Annotated in this window: 14 protein-coding genes; 7 read left to right on the plus strand and 7 right to left on the minus strand. The window is 71.1% G+C overall.

Going from position 1 to position 14,504, the window contains the following annotated elements:
• Positions 1-86 precede the first annotated feature (86 nt).
• Both ACQYVW_RS12035 and ACQYVW_RS12040 read left to right on the plus strand, forming a co-directional pair.
• Positions 87-1,163 carry a sensor histidine kinase gene (locus ACQYVW_RS12035; protein ID WP_434947134.1) on the plus strand — a complete coding sequence of 359 codons (1,077 nt, stop codon included), beginning with the start codon at positions 87-89 and terminating at the stop codon, positions 1,161-1,163.
• Positions 1,160-1,915 (plus strand): LytR/AlgR family response regulator transcription factor, encoded by a 756-nt coding sequence (locus ACQYVW_RS12040; protein WP_434947135.1) that lies wholly within the window; start codon positions 1,160-1,162, stop codon positions 1,913-1,915. The genes ACQYVW_RS12035 and ACQYVW_RS12040 overlap by 4 nt, the downstream gene beginning before the upstream one ends.
• Here the strand turns inward: ACQYVW_RS12040 and ACQYVW_RS12045 are convergent, their stop codons facing one another.
• From ACQYVW_RS12045 to trxA, 5 genes are all read right to left on the minus strand, one after another.
• Complete coding sequence (locus tag ACQYVW_RS12045; protein WP_434947136.1) at positions 1,916-2,689, minus strand: queuosine precursor transporter; 774 nt, start codon at positions 2,687-2,689, stop codon at positions 1,916-1,918. It lies immediately after the preceding gene.
• 4 nt (positions 2,690-2,693) lie between these two features.
• Positions 2,694-3,371 carry a DUF502 domain-containing protein gene (locus ACQYVW_RS12050; RefSeq protein WP_434936815.1) on the minus strand — a complete coding sequence of 226 codons (678 nt, stop codon included), beginning with the start codon at positions 3,369-3,371 and terminating at the stop codon, positions 2,694-2,696.
• Positions 3,372-3,500: 129 nt separating this feature from the next.
• Positions 3,501-5,537 (minus strand): bifunctional serine/threonine-protein kinase/formylglycine-generating enzyme family protein, encoded by a 2,037-nt coding sequence (locus ACQYVW_RS12055; protein WP_434947137.1) that lies wholly within the window; start codon positions 5,535-5,537, stop codon positions 3,501-3,503.
• Positions 5,538-5,639: 102 nt separating this feature from the next.
• Positions 5,640-6,116 (minus strand): DUF4442 domain-containing protein, encoded by a 477-nt coding sequence (locus ACQYVW_RS12060; RefSeq protein ID WP_434936996.1) that lies wholly within the window; start codon positions 6,114-6,116, stop codon positions 5,640-5,642.
• 76 nt (positions 6,117-6,192) lie between these two features.
• Complete coding sequence (gene trxA, locus ACQYVW_RS12065; RefSeq protein WP_434947138.1) at positions 6,193-7,062, minus strand: thioredoxin; 870 nt, start codon at positions 7,060-7,062, stop codon at positions 6,193-6,195.
• Between the two features lie 99 nt (positions 7,063-7,161).
• Between trxA and ACQYVW_RS12070 the strand changes: the two genes are divergently transcribed.
• The 4 genes from ACQYVW_RS12070 to ACQYVW_RS12085 all read left to right on the plus strand — a co-directional run bounded on the left by ACQYVW_RS12070 (position 7,162) and on the right by ACQYVW_RS12085 (position 9,959).
• The gene (locus ACQYVW_RS12070; protein ID WP_434947139.1) at positions 7,162-8,364 is read left to right on the plus strand and encodes a winged helix-turn-helix domain-containing protein; all 1,203 of its coding nucleotides are present in this window, start codon (positions 7,162-7,164) and stop codon (positions 8,362-8,364) included.
• A 122-nt stretch (positions 8,365-8,486) separates the two neighbouring features.
• Positions 8,487-9,116: a hypothetical protein gene (locus tag ACQYVW_RS12075; RefSeq protein WP_434947140.1), complete on the plus strand. Its 630-nt coding sequence runs from the start codon at positions 8,487-8,489 to the stop codon at positions 9,114-9,116.
• A gap of 58 nt (positions 9,117-9,174) precedes the next feature.
• Positions 9,175-9,390: a helix-turn-helix transcriptional regulator gene (locus ACQYVW_RS12080; protein WP_434933994.1), complete on the plus strand. Its 216-nt coding sequence runs from the start codon at positions 9,175-9,177 to the stop codon at positions 9,388-9,390.
• Positions 9,390-9,959, plus strand: a complete 570-nt coding sequence (locus tag ACQYVW_RS12085) for a DUF998 domain-containing protein (protein WP_434947141.1) — start codon at positions 9,390-9,392, stop codon at positions 9,957-9,959. Before ACQYVW_RS12080 ends, ACQYVW_RS12085 begins: the two co-directional genes overlap by 1 nt.
• A 30-nt stretch (positions 9,960-9,989) precedes the next feature.
• Here the strand turns inward: ACQYVW_RS12085 and ACQYVW_RS12090 are convergent, their stop codons facing one another.
• Together ACQYVW_RS12090 and ACQYVW_RS12095 are read right to left on the minus strand one after the other, a co-directional pair.
• Positions 9,990-10,241 carry a SemiSWEET transporter gene (locus ACQYVW_RS12090; protein ID WP_434947142.1) on the minus strand — a complete coding sequence of 84 codons (252 nt, stop codon included), beginning with the start codon at positions 10,239-10,241 and terminating at the stop codon, positions 9,990-9,992.
• Positions 10,241-11,545 (minus strand): metal-dependent hydrolase family protein, encoded by a 1,305-nt coding sequence (locus ACQYVW_RS12095; RefSeq protein ID WP_434933991.1) that lies wholly within the window; start codon positions 11,543-11,545, stop codon positions 10,241-10,243. The genes ACQYVW_RS12090 and ACQYVW_RS12095 overlap by 1 nt, the downstream gene beginning before the upstream one ends.
• Before the next feature lie 185 nt (positions 11,546-11,730).
• Here ACQYVW_RS12095 and leuS point away from each other — a divergent pair, with 185 nt between their 5' ends.
• Positions 11,731-14,484: a leucine--tRNA ligase gene (gene leuS / locus ACQYVW_RS12100; RefSeq protein ID WP_434947143.1), complete on the plus strand. Its 2,754-nt coding sequence runs from the start codon at positions 11,731-11,733 to the stop codon at positions 14,482-14,484.
• Positions 14,485-14,504: the final 20 nt, after the last annotated feature.

A 14,504-nucleotide genomic window follows, 5' to 3' on the forward strand; every position in this document is an offset into this window, starting at 1 on the left:
GGCTTGTGACGAACCGTCCGGATCGCGGGACGAGCGTGACTGTCGCGGTTGCGAAGGCGCGGACGAGGTTCCAGCATGCGTGGCATATGCGCTTTCGACCCTGGCCAAGCCTGCTGGTGGTGTCCGCCTGGTGGACGCTGTACGGCCTCGTCTCGACCAGCCAGTGGCTGAGCATGGAGGCCGCCGACGGCCAGGTAATGCCGCTGGCGAAGGCTGCCCGGCTCGGCTTCGCCTCGGCCTGGCTGTGGATCCCGCTGACCTTGCTGCTGCTGTGGGGCGTGCGGCGCTGGCCGCTCGAACGCGGCCGCCTGGCGCGCCACCTGCCGGTGATGGCCGGCCTGGTGCTGCTGCTGGTGGCGCTGCGCGCGCTGGCGGTGCTGGCCTTCAATCCCTGGGTGGGCTGGTATCGCGAGGCGCCGTCACTGGGCGACGTGCTGTTCACCAGTCTGGCCAACAACATGCTGCTGCTGTGGCTGATGGTCGGTGCCGCGCACGCGCTGCTCTATGCCGCGCGCGCCCGCCAGCGCGAGCGCCGCGCCGAGCAGCTGGAGGCGGCGCTGGTGGAGGCGCGGCTGGAGCTGCTCGCCTCGCAGCTCAATCCGCACTTCATGTTCAACGCGCTGAATTCAATCGCGGAAATGGTGCACCTCGATCCCGACGCCGCCGACCGCATGCTGGTGGGCCTGGGCGAATTGCTGCGCGCCAGCCTGGAGCGGCAGGCCTCGCCGCTGGTGCCGCTGCGCGAGGAGCTGGCCCTGCTGCGCCACTACCTCGACATCGAGGCCCTGCGCCTGGGCGAGCGCCTGAAGGTGGAGTGGCGGGTGGCGGAGGAGACCGGCGAAGCCCCGGTACCGCCGCTGCTGCTGCAGCCGCTGGCGGAGAACGCGATCGTGCACGCGCTGTCGCTGCGGATCTCGCCGGGCACCCTGCGTATCGGCGCACACAGGGAGGGCGACTATCTGTACCTGTCGGTGGCCGACGACGGCAGTCATCGTGCGTCGTCGACGCATCACGGCAAGGGCCTGACCAACCTGCGCGCGCGCCTGCGCCAGCTCTATGGCGAGCGCGCCTGGCTGCGCCTGGACGGCAACGACGCGGGCGGGACCACCGCCAGCGTCCGCCTGCCCAGCCGCGGCGGCGTCATCGCGGGCACGGCGGCATGAGCGGGCTGCTGCGCGCCGCGATCGTGGACGACGAGCCGCTGGCGCGGCAGCGGCTGCTGCGGATGCTCGGCGGGCTCGACCGGATCGCGGTGGTGGGCTGTTACGCCGATGGTCGGCGCGCGCAGCAAGGGCTGGCGGCGACGCCGGCGGATGTGCTGTTCCTCGATATCCGGATGCCGGAGGTGGATGGCTTCGCCCTGCTCGACGCGCTGCCCGAAGCGCGCCGGCCGCTGGTGGTTTTCGTCAGCGCCTATGGCGAGCGCGCGCTCGACGCGTTCGCGGTGGAGGCGGTGGACTACCTGGTCAAGCCGCTGTCGCCGGCCCGGCTGCGCGATGCGGTGGCGCGCGTGCGGGCACGGCGCGAGGCGATGACGCGCGCCGCGCGGGCCGATGCCTCGCCGCTCGCGCCGATGCACTATGCCGAGCGCCTCGCGGTCCCGGATGGCGAACGCCTGCGCGTGGTGCCGGTGGACCAGATCAGCATGCTGGTGGCGCAGGGCAACTATGTCGAACTGGTGCTGCCGGGTCGCAGCCTGCTGCTGCGCGAAACCCTGGCCTCGCTCGTGGACCGGCTGGACCCGGCGCGCTTCGTGCGCATCCATCGCTCGCGTGCGGTGCGCGTCGATCTGATCGACCAGGTCGAGGCTTGCGGCGCGGGGCAGTACTGGCTGCGCCTGCGCGACGGCACCTGCCTGGCCTCGGGCCGCAGCTATCGCCACGCCCTGCGCGCGGCCCTGGGGCTGGATGGCTGATCAGTCGCTGGCGGCCGCCGCGCGCAGTTCGCGTTCGCGCTCGGCGCCGAGATAGGCGCGAACGCCGCGGCGAACCAGGTACAGCAGCGGGATCAGCGCGATGGCCGCGGCCATCTTGTAGAGATAGTTCACGCTGCTGACGGCCAGGAACAGCGACGTCGGCCACTGCTGCGGGCCGAGCACGAAGGCGATCCAGATCACCACGAAACTGTCGATCAGCTGCGAGATGGCAGTCGAACCGGTGGCGCGCATCCAGATGAAGCGCTCGCCGGTGGCGCGGCGGATGCGATGGAACACCTGCACGTCGATCAGCTGGCCGACCAGGAACGCGGTGACCGAGCCGGCGATGGTCCACATCCCCTGGCCGAAGACCGCGGCAAACGCGGCCTGGTAGTCCGACACGCCCTGGCCTTGCGCCGCCTCTACCCACCACGCCGCCGGCGCCAGCGAGATCGCGATGAAGGCGAAGGCGAAGCCGTAGAGGATCAGGCCCACCGCGATCCACGAGATCATGCGCACGCCGCGGCGGCCGAAGAACTCGTTGATCACGTCGGTGAAGATGAAGACCACCGGCCACAGCAGCGTGCCGGCGGTGAAGCTCAGCGAGCCGCTCTGGCCGAACAGGTTCCATTCCAGCGGTGCGATGCCGAGCGTGTCCTCGAGCGCGAAGATCTTGACCCCGATGAACTCGGCGAGCACCGCATTGGCGCAGAAGAACGCGGCGAGCGCGATGAACAGGCGGGTGGCGCGATCGTCGAGCAGGCGCGCGCCCATGCGCTCAGGGGGCGGCCGGCCGCGCCGGCGGATCGAAGGGAATGGTGTCGGGCGCGACCGCGCCGCCGCTGATGATGAAGCTCATCGCCTGGTCGACGGTCCAGTCGGTGGGGGTGATCTTCTCCACCGGCACGATCTCCAGGTAACCGGAGGTCGGATTGGGCGTGGTCGGCACGTACACCGCCGCCAGTTCGCGCCCGGTGCCCTGTTCGCGGATCACGCGGGTGACGAAGCCCACCGATTTCATCTGGCTGTGCGGGAAGTCGATCAGCACCACGCGCTGGGTGCCATCAGGTTTCGTCTGCAGGATGTCGAGCAGCTTGCGCGCGCTGGAATAGATGATGTTGGCCAGCGGGATGCGCTGCACCAGCGCCTCCAGCCAGGACAGCAGGCGCTGGCCGACCACGCGCCGCGCCAGCCAGCCCACCGCGAGGATCAGCAGCAGGGTCGCGGCCATGGCCATGGTGGCGAGCACCGAGCCGGCATTGATCCAGCCCAGCGTGTCCGGGAACCAGGCCGCCACCTGGGCGGCGAGGGGGCCGACCCAGGGCCGGCTGATGTCCGACAGCAGCACGAACACGAACTTGACCACCACCCAGGTCAGCCAGATCGGCAGGAGGGTCAGCAGGCCGGTGAGAAACAGGCGCTGCAGACGCTGCGCGGGAGTGGGGTGGGATGGCATGCGTGGATTCTACCGGGCGCACTCCCGCACGACGCTGCGCCCGGCGCGACACTGTGTACGGTCCGCCCCGCCGCCCCCGCGCGCCGCCAGCCCGAAGCTGCGGCCGATGCGCGACGCCAGCGCGCCGCCCTAGAGCTCGCGCACCAGGCGGAACCCGACGTCGTCGTAGCCGCGGTCCGGGGTCAGCGTGCGCGAGCTGCTGTCGGTGCGCCAGCTGGGACCGGTGGCGGCCCGTCGCGCGCAGGTGTCGCCGCAGTCGGCGCGCCATTCCGATACCGGCCGCTCGCCCTGCGCGGCGGCCAGGCGCGCGCCCTCGGCGGCGGTTGCCAGCCGGTAGCGATGGCCGTCGCGGCGGCCGCGCCACTGCGCGTAGGCCTCAGCATCGCGCCACGAGACGCAGACCACCGGATCGCGATCGCCCTGTTCGAATCCGGGCGTCTGCCAGTTGCGTGGATCCAGTACCCGCAGCAGCGAGATGCGTTCGCGGCACAGCGCAGGTTCGCGGCCGTTGACCTCGGCAAAGCGCGCGTACTCGGCGCGGCTGACGGGCCGGGTGAACGCGGCTACGGGCCGTTCGCCGCCTTCCAGCACCACCATGCCTTCGAGATCGCCGGCGCCGCGTCCGCCGAGGTCGGGCACGGCGCTGGCGCGTGCCTGCAGGCGCTGCACCGTGGCCGCGGGCAGGTCGGCCTGCCGGCCCAGCTCGACCACGCGCAAGGCGCGGGCGCGATCGAGCTTGCGCGCCGCGGCGTCGCTGCGTGCGGCCAGCGCCTTGCCGACGCGCTCCTGCCAGCGGCGCAGCGCATCGGCGGGCAATGCGGCGGTATCGTCCCGCACGCGCGCGGCCGCCTGCAGCAGGAGTTCGGTGTCGCTGTCGCGGTCGCTGGCGATGGCTTCACCGGTCGCGGTGCCGAGCGCGTCCATCAGCGCGGTCGACGCTTCGCCGAGTTGCGGATGGGCGGGGTCGGCCTGCCAGGCGACCAGGAAGTTCGCCGTGGCGCTGTCGGCGGCCGGGATCGCCAGGCGGCCGGCCTGGATCTGCACCTGCATGCGCTCGATCCCGCGGTCGGCCTGCGACAGGGGCGCGGCGCGATGCATCACGGTGGCGTCCGCCGGCGCGGGTGCTGGGACGTCGGTCGCCGCCTGTGGCGCGGGCGCCTGCACCGCACCGGCTGCAATGGCGTCCGCCGGTGCGGCGGGGCCGGCGCGGTGCAGCGCCAATCCCGCGGCCGCGGCGCCCAGCAGGGCCAGGGCCACCCACGCCAGTACCGGCAGGCGCCGCAGCGAGCTACGGCCGCGGGCCACTGCCGCGCCCAGCCAGGCGCCAGGCGCATGCGGCGACAGCGCAACCTGGTCGAGCGCGGCCAGCATCTGTGCCGCATCGTGGAAGCGCCGGCCCGGCGCCTTGGCCAGCGCGCGCTCCATGAAACGCTGCCAGTGGCGCAGCTCCGGCGGCAGTTTCGGCACCGGCTTCTGCGCGTGCTGGATCGCCATCGCCAGCGCGTCGTCGGCCTGGTAGGGCAGGGCGCCGGCCAGCATTTCCCAGGCCAGCACGCCGACGCTGTACAGGTCGGCGCGATGATCGACCTGTTCGCCGCGCGCCTGCTCGGGCGCCATGTAGGCCGTGCTGCCGACCGCCAGGCCGGTCATCGTGACCCGGGTGCCGTGTCCGCGCCGCAGCGCGATGCCGAAGTCGGCCAGCAGCGGGCGGTCGGCCTCGTCGAACAGCACGTTCTCGGCCTTGACGTCGCGATGCACGACGCCACGGGCGTGCGCATAGGCCAGGGCCGACAGCAGCGCGCGCAGGATCTCGCGGACCCGCTGCGGATCGCCGCGAAGGTCGCGCTGGCCCACATGGCCGCGCGGCAGGTAGGGCATCGAATACCAGGGCAGGCCGTCGCCGTTGCGCCCGACCTCGTGGATGCCGACGATGTGCGGATGCTCCAGCCGCGCGATGGTGCGCGCCTCGTTCTCGAAGCGGCGCCGGCTGACCTCATCGGCCAGCGCTTCGGGCCGCATCAGCTTGATCGCGACCTCGCGCCCCAGTGACACCTGGGTGCCGAGATAGACGGTCGACATGCCGCCTTCGCCGATCACGCGTACCAGCCGGTAGCCGTCGATCTCCGGAAGCGGTCCGTGCGTGCTGGCGCTTGCCCCTGTGCTCATGTATGCCCCTGATCCCCGGGGGAGGATATACAACGCGCGCGGCGCAGGCAGTGAATCCGTGCGCAACCCGGCGCTTTCGCCGGCGCGATGCCGCGCGCCGCGTCAGGCCGCGGCGGCGGGCGCGGTCCGGTCGCGCTTGCGACGCACGTAGAGCTGTTTGCGCACGCGCGCGACCACGTCGCCCTGTGCGTCGCGCACGTCGAGGTCGAACCAGGGCAGGTACTTCTGGCCCGATGCGGTTTCGCGGCGCATCGTCTCCAGCGCCGATTCGGGCAGGTGGAACTCGGCGACGACCACGCCACGCCCGGGTTTGACGAACTCGATCTCGGCCGCCTTGTCCCAGACGATGTAGTCGCGCCCCAGCGACTGCAGGGTCATGAACATCCAGAACGGGTCGGTCATCGCGAACAGGCTGCCGCCGAAATGCGTACCGACGTAGTTGCGGTTCCAGGGGCGCATGCGCAGTTCGACCCGCGCATAGCGCCAGTCGCGCGACATGTGGGTGACATGGATGCCGGCCAGCAGGAACGGCGGCCACAGGTTGAACAGCCAACGGACTTTGGCCAGCAGGCGCGTCATGATGCGGTGGATCGGGTGGGGGGCGTCGACTCTACCATACGCGTCAGTATGGCAGCGCGGGCGCCCGGCCGTGCGGCTACACCAGCAGCAGCGAAGCCATGCGGCGCCGGTAGCGACCCACCAGTTCGGCGTCGTCGATGATGCGGAAGGCGTCGATCAGGGCCCGTCGCGGCAGGCCATCGTCGTAGTTCCGGTCGCGCTGCAGCATCTCCAGGAACTGCGCGAGTCCGGCCTCTGGGTCGTCGCCGACGATCCGGTGCACGCCCAGCAGGTGGCGCGCACGCAGGTCGCCGGCGTCGGCGGCGATCGCCGCTTCCAGCGCCGCGGCAGGCGGCGCGTCGGCCAGCAGGGCGGCGAAGCCCAGGCGGGCGCGCGCCTTCACCGCACGGTCGTCGGTGGCGAGATTGGCGGGCAGCGCGTCGAGCAGGCGCTCGGCCTCGCCCGCGGCGCCGGTCTGCAGCAGCACCAGGGCCAGGTCGAGCTTGAGTTCGTCCTTGTCCGGTTCGGCCGCGACCGCTTCGCGCAGGCGCGCGACCTCGGCGTGCGGATCCAGCGGTGCCGCCTCTGCCGGTGCGTCGTCGGACGCCTCGGCCGGCTCGATGCCGTGGTGCTGCAGGAACTGGCGCACCTGGCCCTCGGCCAGCGCGCCCTGGAAGCCGTCGACGATCTGCCCGTCCTTGACCAGGAACACGGTGGGGATCGAACGGATCTGGAAGGCGCCGGCGATCTGCGGCTCCTTCTCGGTGTCGACCTTGGCCAGCAGGAAGGCGCCGTGGAACTCGCCGGCCAGCTTCTCCAGGATCGGGCCGAGCGTCTTGCAGGGCCCGCACCATTCGGCCCAGAAATCGACCAGCACCGGCACCTCCAGCGACCTGCGCAGGACGTCCTCCTCGAAGCCGGCGGTGGTGGCGTCGAAGACGTGGGGCGTGGCATTGTGGACGGACATGGACGGACGGCTCCTGGGCGGCGAATCCCCCACATTGTGGCAGAGCCGCGGAAAACAACCGGGGCACAATGCGTCCACGTCCCCGTACCCGGAGCGATCGTGAGCCTGTCCATCGACCGCGCGCAGGCGCGCCGCATCGCGCTCGCCGCGCAGGGATTCGCCGACCGCCGCCATGCCACGCCGACGCTGCGCACGTTCGCGCGCACGCTCGCGCGCACCGGCGTGCTGCAGATCGATTCGGTCAACGTCCTGCAGCGGGCGCACTACATGCCGCTGTACAGCCGCATGGGGCCCTACGACACCGCGCTGCTGCGCCGCGCCGCTGAGCAGACGCCGCGCAGGATCGTGGAGTACTGGGCGCACGTGGCCGCGTTCATGCCGGTCGAACTGTGGCCTGTCATGCAGCACCGCATGCGCGCATACCGCGAACGCGGCCACGAGTGGAGCGCGATGCGCCACGATCCGAAGCTGGTCGCGTCGCTGCTGGACGAGGTGCGCGAGCGCGGGCCCTCCACCGCGCGCGATCTCGACGACGGGCTGCCGCGCGCGAAGACCCACTGGGGCTGGAACTGGTCATCGACCAAGAAGGCGCTCGAATACCTGTTCGCCACCGGCGAGCTCGCCGTGGCCGGGCGCAACGGCGCCTTCGAACGGCTCTACGACCTGCCCGAACGCGTGCTGCCCGCGGCGGTGCTGTCGCAACCGGTGCCGACGGACGCGGAAGCCTTCGTCGAGCTGGTGCGGCGCGCGGCGATCTCGCACGGCATCGCCACCGAGGGCTGCCTGCGCGACTACTACCGTATGCACCACAGCCAGAGCCGGCCGGCGCTGGCGGCCCTGGTCGAGGCGGGCGAACTGCTGCCGGTGCGCGTCGAGGGTTGGGACCGCCCCGCCTACCTGCATCGCGATGCGCGGATCCCGCGACGCATCGCCGCGCGGGCGCTGCTCAGCCCCTTCGATCCGGTGGTGTGGGAGCGCGAGCGCACCGAGCGCCTGTTCGACTTCCGTTACCGCATCGAGATCTACGTGCCCGAACAGCTGCGCAGCCACGGCTACTACGTGCTGCCCTTCCTGCTGGGCGACCGGCTGGTGGCGCGTGTCGATCTCAAGGCCGACCGCCGCGCCGGCACGCTGGTGGTGCGCAGCGCGCATGCCGAGCCGCAGGCGCCGGAGGCGGCCGCCGCCGAACTGGCGGCGGAACTGTGGCAGCTGGCGGGATGGCTGGGCCTGTCGCGGCTCCGGGTCGAGCGCAAGGGCGGGCTGGCGCGCGCGCTGCGCGCGGAGGTCGCGGCTGGGGCCTGAGGCCGGGGATCGTCCGACCGCCCGGTCCCCGGTCCGGCGGTCGGCCGCCATGTAAAAAATACTTGACATTCCACCGATACAAGTAAAGTATTCTTTACATAAAGTCCGTTGGAGATGACATCGTGCAGACACGGCCCTGGCAGGTGATGGGACTGGCCACGATCGCGCTGCCGGCGCTGTGGCTGCTGCTGGCCGGCCCGGCGCGTGTGCTGGGCGTGGACAGCGGCCACGCCGGCATGGTGCTGCTGGTCACCGCGGCCTGGACCAGCCTCCTGGCGTTGTCCCGGTTGCCGCGTGGCCAAGCCGAGCGCGCGATCGCGCCGGCGGAATGGAAGGCCTGGATCGGGACCGGCTTCATGCTGGTGGCGATGCTCTTCCTCGCCACGCGCGCCGAGCTGTTCCTCGGCCCGACGGCCGACCGCCATTCCGCGCAGGGCGTGGTCCGCAGCCTGGTGATGCTGCTGATCGCCTGGGCTGTGCTGTCGCAGGTGGTGGCGGCACGCTGGAAGGGCGCTGTCGAAGAGGACGAGCGCGACCGCGAGATCGCCCTGCGCGCTGTCGTCCACGGCAGGAACGCGTTGGTGGTGGCCGCGATCGCCCTGGCGGTCTCGCTGGGCTTTTCGCCGCCGGACCGGCTCGCCTGGGCAAGCCACTTCGGTATCGCCAACCTCTTGCTGTTCGGCCTGATGCTGGGCTGGCTGGTGGAGTATGCGGCGACAGTTGTCATGTACCTGGTCGACCGGAGGCGCTGATGATGTCCGGAGCGGGCGCGGACAGGCGTACGGCCTGGCTGTACTGGTGCGGCCGGCCGTGAGCCGCACGCCCATCGCCAACGAGATCCGGCGCCTGCGCTTCGAGCACGGCGAGATGACCCAGCAGGCGCTGGCCGACGCCTGCCGTGTCACGCGGCAGACCATCCTCGCGCTGGAGGCCGGGCGCTATGCGCCGTCGCTGGAACTAGCGTTCCGCATCGCGCGCGCCTTCGGTGTGGGCGTCGAAGACGTATTCCGCTGGGAGGAGGGCTGATGTCGATCGATCGGGCGCTGGCCGCGGTGGCCGCGCTGCTCGCGCTCTGCGCCGCCATCGGTTTCGGAGCCGCCTTGGCCGGCTATTCGCATTTGGCGTATCCGCTGGCCCTGCCGGGGGCACATGGCGTGCCCCGGGCCTTGGCCTACAACCTGTCGCTGTTCGTGCTGCCCGGCGCGCTGCTCGCGCTGGTGGCCTGGCGTCTGCGCGCGCGCCTGCCGCCCGGGAGCGGCGTCGTGACGCGGCTCGGCAGCACGATGCTGCTGCTGGCGGCGCTGGCCTATGCCGGGCAAGGCCTGTTGCCGCTCGACCTGGATACGCCCGATGCCGGCGCCAGCCGCCTGCACGCGGCCGTCTGGACGCTGTGGTGGATCGCCTTTCTGGCCGGCGCCGCGCTGGTGGCCGCTCGCGTGCGCGCACTGCGGCTGGCGACGATCGCGGCCTGGCTGCTGGTGCTGGGGCTGGGCGTGCTGGCGCCGGTCCTGCTGGGGGCCGGCATCAGCCAGCGGCTGGCGTTCGCCGCCTGGTTCGCCTGGATGCTGTGGGCGGCGGCTCCGCTGCGCCGCTGACGCAGGTGCGGCCGCGACCGCCGGCGGCGCTTATCCGTGGCGCAACTTCAGCGCCAGGATCACCGCCGCCAGCACGAAGGTGACCGCGTTCGCCAGGATCATCGGCCACGACCCCAAGACCAGGCCGTAGCCGAACCAGCACACGATGCCAATGATGAACACCACATACATCCCCAGCGAGATGCCGCTGGTGTCGCGGCTGCGGATGGTCTTCACCGCCTGCGGCACGAACGCCAGCGTAGTGAGCGTGGCGGCGATGTAGCCGATCCATTCCAGGTCCATCAAGCCCCCGGCTGGCGATGGATGCGGCCGTCCTTCATCACGAAGTCCACGCCCAGTACCGTTTCGATGTCGGCCACCGGGTCGCCGGGCAGGGCGATGATGTCGGCGCGCTTGCCGGCCTCGATCACGCCCTGGTCGTCCACGCCCAGCACGGTGGCGGCGTGCAGGGTCGCCGACTGCAGGGCATAGGCGGCCGGAATGCCGGCCTCGACCATGTAGATGAACTCGCGCGCGTTGTCGCCGTGCGGACCCACGCCCTGGTCGGTGCCGAACGCGATCGGCACGCCGGCGCGCCAGGCGCGGGCGGCGGTGTCCTGGATCTTCGCGCCGATGCTGGCGGCCTTGGGCCGCACGATCTCGGGGAAATAGCCGGGTTCCTTCGCCCGGTCGGCGACGAAGCGCCCGGCGTAGATGGTGGGCACGTACCAGGTGCCATGCTGCTTCATCAGCCGCATCACCTCGTCGCTCATGTGGGTGCCGTGCTCGATGCTGGTCACGCCCGCCAGCACCGCGCGCTTCATGCCTTCGTCGCCGTGGGCGTGCGCGGCCACGGTGTAGCCGTAGTCCTTCGCGGTCTCGACCACCGCCTGGATCTCGTCGACGGTGAACTGCGGCGCGTCGCCGGACTTCGCGTAGCTGAGCACGCCGCCGGTCGCGGTGATCTTGATCACGTCGCTGCCGTCCTTGTAGCGCTGGCGCACGGCCTGGCGCGCGTCGTCGACCGAGTTGATCACGCCCTCGGTGGGGCCGGGCGGCCCGAGCAGGTGCGAGAGCATCGAGTTCCAGCCGTTGCTGGGGTCGGCGTGACCGCCGGTGGTGGCGATCGACTTGCCCGCGGCGAAGATCCGCGGACCCTCGACCAGGCCCTGGTTGACCGCATCGCGCAGGTGCGGGCTGACCTCGCCGCCGAGGTCGCGCACGCTGGTGAAGCCGGCGCGCAGGGTCTTGCCGGCGTAGCCGACCGCGCGGAAGGCGTAATCGACCGGGTCCAGGCGGAAGCCTTCGGAATAGCTCTGCGGGCCCGACTGGCTGCCCAGATGCACGTGCAGGTCGGTCCAGCCGGGCAGGCAGGTGCGGCCGGACAGGTCGATCGCCCCGGTGCCCTCGGGCAGCTTCGCCCGGCCGGGCAGCAGCGAACGGATCCGGCCGTCCTCGACCACGATCGTGTGTTCGCCCAGTACCTTGCCGCTGCGCGCATCGAACAGACGCTCGCAATGCAGGGCCACCGGGTCGGCGGCGAATGCCTGCGGCACCAGGCCGGCGGCGAGTGCGAGGCAGGCGAGCAGGCGGGTCGTTCGAGGCATGTCCGGGGTCGTCGGCAAGGGTCGCGCGATTGAACCACAGCGCGGCCGAGGTCGCCGCCGCCGCGCGCCCCGATCACGCCGCCGGACGCCTGCACCGCGTTCCGGACGGCCGGTGAAAGCGCGGCGAATGACGGGACTGCGCCGCTGCGGTAGGCTTCCCGTCCCCGTTTTTCCGTGCAGATGCCGTGTCCGTCGAGCCCGCCAGCCCCGATTCCGCCGCCTACCAGCCTGCCCCGGTCGAGGCCGCCGCGCAGCGATTCTGGGAGGACACGCGCGCTTTCGAGGTGACCGAGCAGGCGGGCAAGCCCAAGTTCTTCTGCCTGTCGATGCTGCCGTACCCGTCGGGCGCGCTGCACATGGGCCACGTGCGCAACTACACGATCGGCGACGTGATCAGCCGCTACCAGCGCATGACCGGCAAGAACGTGCTGCAGCCGATGGGCTGGGACGCGTTCGGCCTGCCCGCCGAGAACGCCGCGATCAAGAACGCCACCGCGCCGGCGAAGTGGACCTACGCCAACATCGACCACATGCGCGCCCAGCTCAAGTCGCTGGGCTATGCCATCGACTGGTCGCGCGAGTTCGCCACCTGCTCGCCGGACTACTACGTGCACGAGCAGCGCATGTTCGTGCGGCTGATGAAGAAGGGCCTGGCCTACCGCCGCAACTCGGTGGTGAACTGGGACCCGGTCGACCAGACCGTGCTGGCCAACGAGCAGGTGATCGACGGCCGCGGCTGGCGCTCCGGCGCGCTGGTGGAGAAGCGTGAGATCCCGCAGTGGTTCCTGCGCATCACCGACTACGCCCAGGAACTGCTGGACGGCCTGGACACGCTCGAGGGCTGGCCGGAGTCGGTCAAGACCATGCAACGCAACTGGATCGGGCGCAGCGAGGGCCTGGAGATCCAGTTCCGCGTCGACGGAGAAGCCGAGCCGCTCACCGTCTACACCACGCGTCCGGACACGCTGATGGGCGTGACCTTCATCTCGATCGCCGGCGAGCATCCGCTGGCGCTCAAGGCCGCGCAGTCCAATCCCGAACTGGCCGCGTTCCTGGCCGAACTGAAGCAGGGCGGCGTGTCCGAAGCCGACCTGGAGGCCCAGGACAAGCGCGGCATGGCCACCGGCCAGTGGGCGATCCACCCGGTCACCGGCGAGGACGTGCCGATCTACGTGGCCAACTTCGTGTTGATGGGCTACGGCACCGGCGCGGTGATGGCGGTGCCGGCGCACGACCAGCGCGACTGGGAGTTCGCCAAGGCCTACGGCCTGCCGGTGCGGCCGGTGATCGTGCCGCCGGGCGTGCGCGATGCGCTGGCCGAGGTCATCGGCGACGTGGCGCATGACGCCGATCCGTTCCAGGCCGCGCTCTCGGGCGGCTCGGTCGATGCCTACGACACCGCCGCGGCGGTGGCGGTGGTGCGCGACTACCTCGACGGCATCGAGCAGCGCGGCGCCTACACCGATCGCGGCTTTCTGATCAATTCCGGGGAGTACAACGGCCTGGACTACGACGGCGCCTTCGCCGCGCTCGCGCAGCGCTTCGAGGCCGAGGGCAGTGGCCGGCGCAAGGTCAACTTCCGCCTGCGCGACTGGGGCGTGAGCCGCCAGCGCTACTGGGGCTGCCCGATCCCGGTGATCTATTGCGACGGCTGCGGCGCGGTGCCGGTGCCCGAGGACCAGTTGCCGGTGCTGCTGCCCGAGGATGTGGCCGACGCCTTCGCCAACCCGGGCGTGGTTCATTCGCCGATCAAGTCCGACCCCGAATGGCGCCGGACCAACTGCCCCGCCTGCGGCAAGCCCGCCGAGCGCGAGACCGACACCTTCGATACCTTCATGGAATCGAGCTGGTACTACGCGCGCTACACCTCGCCCGGCGCGGCCGACATGGTCGACGCGCGCGCGAAGTACTGGGCACCGGTGGACCAGTACATCGGCGGCATCGAGCACGCGATCCTGCACCTGCTGTACTTCCGCTTCTATCACAAGCTGCTGCGCGACGAAGGGCTGATGGACAGCGACGAGCCGGCCACGCGCCTGCTCACCCAGGGCATGGTGATCGCCGACACCTACTACCGCGAGCACGTCAACGGCGCCAAGGAATGGTTCAACCCGGCCGACGTGGACGTCGTGCGCGACGACAAGGGCCGCGTCACCGGCGCCACGCTGAAATCGGATGGCAACCCGGTGCAGATTGGCGGCGTGGAGAAGATGTCGAAGTCGAAGAACAACGGCGTCGATCCGCAGGCCATGATCGACCGCTACGGTGCCGACACCGTGCGCCTGTTCTCGATGTTCGCCTCGCCGCCGGAGCTGTCGCTGGAGTGGAACGAGGCCGGCGTCGAGGGCATGGCCCGCTTCCTGCGGCGGCTGTGGACCCAGGTGCAGCGCCACGCCGAGGGCGGACCCGCCGGCGCATTCGACGCCGCGACCGCCACGCCGGCGCAGAAGACCCTGCGCCGCCAGCTGCACGAGACCATCCAGAAGGTCGGCGACGACTACGGCCGTCGCCACGCCTTCAATACCGCCATCGCCGCGGTGATGGAGCTGCTCAACGCCCTGGCGAAGTTCGAGGACGCCTCCGGCAACGGCCGTGCCCTGCGCCAGGAGTGCCTGGAGGCCATGGTGTTGCTGCTCAACCCGATCACCCCGCATGCCAGCCATGCGCTGTGGCAGGTGCTGGGCCACGCCGAGAGCCTGCTCGAGGACGCGCCGTTCCCGCAGCCCGATCCGGCCGCGCTGCAGCGCGACGCGGTGACGCTGGCCGTGCAGGTCAACGGCAAGCTGCGCGGGACGATCGAGGCGGCGGTGGATGCGTCGCGCGAGGCGATCGAGGCCGCGGCACTGGCCGATCCCAACGTGCAGGCCTTCCTCAAGGGCCTGAACGTGCGCAAGGTGATCGTGGTTCCGGGCAAGATCGTCAACGTGGTGGCGGGCTGAATGCGCGGCGCCGGCCTGCT

Source organism: Luteimonas campi (genome assembly GCF_051162505.1).
Classification (GTDB): Bacteria; Pseudomonadota; Gammaproteobacteria; order Xanthomonadales; family Xanthomonadaceae; genus Luteimonas.

What these genes read in the sequence shown, in the direction of transcription:
- ACQYVW_RS12090 (WP_434947142.1), bottom strand. Translation starts at nt 10,241, where the DNA reads ATGGACCTGGAATGGATCGGCTACATCGCCGCCACGCTCACTACGCTG.
- ACQYVW_RS12050 (WP_434936815.1), bottom strand. Translation starts at nt 3,371, where the DNA reads ATGCCATCCCACCCCACTCCCGCGCAGCGTCTGCAGCGCCTGTTTCTC.
- ACQYVW_RS12060 (WP_434936996.1), bottom strand. Translation starts at nt 6,116, where the DNA reads ATGACGCGCCTGCTGGCCAAAGTCCGTTGGCTGTTCAACCTGTGGCCG.
- trxA (WP_434947138.1), bottom strand. Translation starts at nt 7,062, where the DNA reads ATGTCCGTCCACAATGCCACGCCCCACGTCTTCGACGCCACCACCGCC.
- ACQYVW_RS12085 (WP_434947141.1), top strand. Translation starts at nt 9,390, where the DNA reads ATGTCGATCGATCGGGCGCTGGCCGCGGTGGCCGCGCTGCTCGCGCTC.
- ACQYVW_RS12035 (WP_434947134.1), top strand. Translation starts at nt 87, where the DNA reads ATGCGCTTTCGACCCTGGCCAAGCCTGCTGGTGGTGTCCGCCTGGTGG.
- ACQYVW_RS12040 (WP_434947135.1), top strand. Translation starts at nt 1,160, where the DNA reads ATGAGCGGGCTGCTGCGCGCCGCGATCGTGGACGACGAGCCGCTGGCG.
- ACQYVW_RS12095 (WP_434933991.1), bottom strand. Translation starts at nt 11,545, where the DNA reads ATGCCTCGAACGACCCGCCTGCTCGCCTGCCTCGCACTCGCCGCCGGC.
- ACQYVW_RS12055 (WP_434947137.1), bottom strand. Translation starts at nt 5,537, where the DNA reads ATGAGCACAGGGGCAAGCGCCAGCACGCACGGACCGCTTCCGGAGATC.
- ACQYVW_RS12045 (WP_434947136.1), bottom strand. Translation starts at nt 2,689, where the DNA reads ATGGGCGCGCGCCTGCTCGACGATCGCGCCACCCGCCTGTTCATCGCG.